Origin of the sequence: Pinirhizobacter sp. (assembly GCF_035317885.1) — a bacterium.
Lineage (GTDB): Bacteria > Pseudomonadota > Gammaproteobacteria > Xanthomonadales > Rhodanobacteraceae > Pinirhizobacter.
The window spans coordinates 1-3183 of record NZ_DATHFX010000017.1; the positions used below are offsets into that span (position 1 = coordinate 1).

4 protein-coding genes are annotated in these 3183 nt (G+C 60.3%); 2 read left to right on the plus strand and 2 right to left on the minus strand.

Annotated elements, in window-relative coordinates; translation table 11 throughout:
- Positions 1-339, minus strand: a 339-nt coding sequence (locus VK519_RS00485) for a LysR family transcriptional regulator (RefSeq protein ID WP_324346615.1), incomplete at its 3' end; no start/stop codon positions are given.
- Between the two features lie 265 nt (positions 340-604).
- Between VK519_RS00485 and VK519_RS00490 the strand changes: the two genes are divergently transcribed.
- Both VK519_RS00490 and VK519_RS00495 read left to right on the plus strand, forming a co-directional pair.
- Positions 605-1117 carry a lipocalin-like domain-containing protein gene (locus tag VK519_RS00490; protein ID WP_324346617.1) on the plus strand — a complete coding sequence of 171 codons (513 nt, stop codon included), beginning with the start codon at positions 605-607 and terminating at the stop codon, positions 1115-1117.
- Entirely contained in the window at positions 1096-1731 is a 636-nt protein-coding gene (locus tag VK519_RS00495; protein WP_324346619.1) for a dihydrofolate reductase family protein, read from the plus strand. The genes VK519_RS00490 and VK519_RS00495 overlap by 22 nt, the downstream gene beginning before the upstream one ends.
- Positions 1732-1791: 60 nt before the next feature.
- Here VK519_RS00495 and VK519_RS00500 read toward each other — a convergent pair.
- A partial coding sequence (locus VK519_RS00500; RefSeq protein ID WP_324346620.1) for a ShlB/FhaC/HecB family hemolysin secretion/activation protein occupies positions 1792-3183 on the minus strand: 1392 nt, incomplete at its 5' end.

Genomic DNA, 3183 nt, shown 5'->3' on the forward strand with positions numbered 1-3183 from the left:
GTTCATCCAACGCAACAAACCGGGTAATTCGCTGCCCACCAGTAGGTGGCTGATGCCGATAGCCAGTCGTCGCTGCTTCACTTCAAATGAGGCGATGGCGCGCTCATGCGCCCCAACCAACTCGCGCGCGGCCTCCATAAATGCGGCCCCCTCGGCAGATAGCCGCACCTGGCGCGGCGTTCGCTCCAGCAGTCGTCGGCCCAACTGGTCTTCCAGTCGGCGCAATTTCAGGCTGATCGCCGATTGCGTGCTGCCCAGCGCGTCTGCGGCACGGGTGAAGCTCTGTAGCTCAGCAGTCAGGACAAAGGCTTTGACGGCATCCAGGTCGAGGGACTTCATGGTCCATCCATTTCATTTTGTTATGACTGAAATACATATTCATATGTTTTCTAAATGTATCGTAGCGCACTACGCTGCACGGCACATCGTCAATTTTTGTCGTTGGTCAACTTCCAGCCATCCATCGGGACAAGTGCTTGTTCATGCGTTCGCTCTGGCACGGTCTGCTAACCCTGCACGGCCATGTCCTCGTTTCGCGCCGCAGGCTCCAATGGGCCGATCAACACACAGCCGATTCGCCGGAACCTTGCAGGAAACCGAAGTCATGAAATCAGCAAAGACATTGCTACTCGCCCTTCTGACCCTTCACCCGATCCACGCGGTTACCGCCTCGGAGCCTAATAAAATGCATACCGTGGCCGCCATCGAAGGCACCTGGACGCTTGCCTTTGCCGACGTTCAACATCCGGATGGAACGCGCTCGCATGACTACGGCGATGCGCCCAAGGGCCTGTTGCAGGTTGATCATGCCGGGCATTACTCGGCGTTTATCTTCGACAGTTCTCGTCCAAGGTTCGCCGCCAACGACAAGAAGGCAGGGACACCGGAAGAACTCCGGGCTGCCACACTGGGGACAAGCTCTCATTTCGGCACCGTCGAGATCGACACCATGAAGGGCACGCTTACCTTCCATATCGACGGATCAACGTATCCGAACTGGGAAGGAACGACCCAGGTTCGTAGTTACCAACTAAGCGGTGACATGCTCAGCTGGAAAGTGCCGCCGCGGCCGAATGGCGATATCCCATTGACGGGATGGAAGAGAGTTTCGCATTAATTGAAAGGTTGCGCATTCACAGGAACGGCGAGAAGCTCAGCTTCTCGCCGTTTTTTTTGTGTGCGGACAGCAATACGGAGAATCTGACGATGATCACTTCTGTTTTCGTCGGCGCCAGTGTCGATGGGTTCATTGCGCGAGCGGACGATAGCCTGGACTTCCTGCCCGAAGGTGGCGGCGAACCGCATGGGTATGACGAGTTCATCGCCAGTGTCGATGTGATCGTCATCGGTCGCAAGACGTTCGAGAAGGTGCTGACGCTCGGCCCGTGGCATTACGGCAGCAAGCGTGTCGTGGTGCTTAGCAGTCAACCGGTCGATTTGTCGGCCGCCGTGGGCGGCGTCGTCGAACAGATGGCGGGGTCTCCAGCCGACATTGTTTCGCGACTTGCCGCAAGTGGTGCCACCCACCTCTATATTGATGGCGGTATCACCATTCAACGCTTTCTGCGTGCTGGACTCATCCAGCGCCTCATCATCACGCGCGTGCCGGTGCTGATCGGGGAGGGCATTCCGCTTTTCGGCACTTTGCCGAATGACATCCGGTTGCGGCATGTCGAGACTCGGCACTATTCCGGCGGACTGGTGAAGACCGAGTATCAGATCGGCGGCTAACGCCGTGTTCTTTCTTAAAAAAAACCCCCGAATCGTCGGGGGTTTTTTCTTTGCGGCAGTTCAGTAAAACCCTTTCTGTACCTGCACCCAGAACCGCGTCTTGGTACCGACGTCGCCCAGGAGGTCTGGTGTGTTGCCGATCGGCTTGGAGGCGCTGGCGCTGACGGTCCAATTGTCGGCGGTGGCCCAGTGCAGGCCCAGACCCGCGCTGCTGACGCGGCCGCTGTTGACTCCGTTGACGAACGGGTTCTTGTACACCTGTACACGGCCGGTATCGGCAAACGCCGCCGCCTGCCAGTGGCCGGGGAGGTTCGGCAGGTTGAAGTCGTGGCGGAATTCGGCGGTGATCAGGTTGCCCTGCGAACCTGCCAGCACGCCCACATCGTAGCCACGTACCGTGTTGGGGCCGCCCAGGTAGAACTCTTCGGAAGTGTCGAGGTTCTTGTTGGACCACTGCTGGCTGTAGCCGACATAGATCGCGTTGTCCGGGTTGAGCTGCTGCAGGCGCGATACCGAGGCGCTGAACTTGGTGTACGTGCCCTGGCTGTTCGCGGTGAGGAGGTCAATGATGTCGGCCAGCGTGTCGGTATAGGTGATCTTGCCGTGGGTGGCGCTGATATTGAAGTTGGTAATGCCGGTGCTGTCGCGCTGGTCGCCCGCCAGGCTGGCGATCCAGACATTCGCCTGGCGATCGTTGTGCACGAAGGCCACGTCGATATCATCCCTGAGCAGGCGGCGATCGAATTCGATCTGGCCGTACAGGTTGCCGGCGGTGTTGCGGATGATCGGCTGTGACAGCGTGATGCTGCCCACCAGGGCCGAACCATGCGCATCGAGCGCTTCCAGGCCGTTTTCCAGATTGTAGTGCAGGGTCGATACGCCCGCGCGCAGGGTGGTGCCCTGGCCGTTGAGCAGGTAACGGTAGCCACCTTGCGCATAGTTCATGCCGCCGCCGGAGCTCAGCGCGCTGAAGTCGAGCAGGTCGCCCTGGTGCAGCAGACCGTTGACGTTGAAGTTGCCGCCCAGGCGCGCCCGCCCGGTGTAGCGATTGCCGAAGTCATCCAGGCCGATGGTGCCGGTGTAACGCGGCGCCGAGTTGACATTGACCAGGAGGTCGGAGGTGCCGGGGTCGGTGCCCGGACGTACCACCGAGCCTGTCAGCGCACCGGGGATGTCCGACAGCAACAGCAGGCTGCGTTCCAGCGTGTAGTTGCTCACCGGCTGGCCTGGCTGCAGCGGTGCCAACGTGGCATTGAGCGGGCCGTCGGCCACCGCGCTCTGGTTCTGCAGCACGACCTTGCCGTAGCGGGCCTCCACCACGGCGATCTTCACCACGCCCTCGCGCAGCGTCTGGGCCGGCACGTAGGCACGTGCCAGCGGGTAGCCGGCACGCTGGTAGGCTGCGCTGATGCGGTCGGCCACGTCGCTCAGTTCATTCAAAGTGAGCTGCTT

Excerpts from the sequence above, each read along its gene's own strand:
- VK519_RS00490 (WP_324346617.1), top strand. The coding sequence starts at position 605 with ATGAAATCAGCAAAGACATTGCTACTCGCCCTTCTGACCCTTCACCCG.
- VK519_RS00495 (WP_324346619.1), top strand. The coding sequence starts at position 1,096 with ATGGAAGAGAGTTTCGCATTAATTGAAAGGTTGCGCATTCACAGGAAC.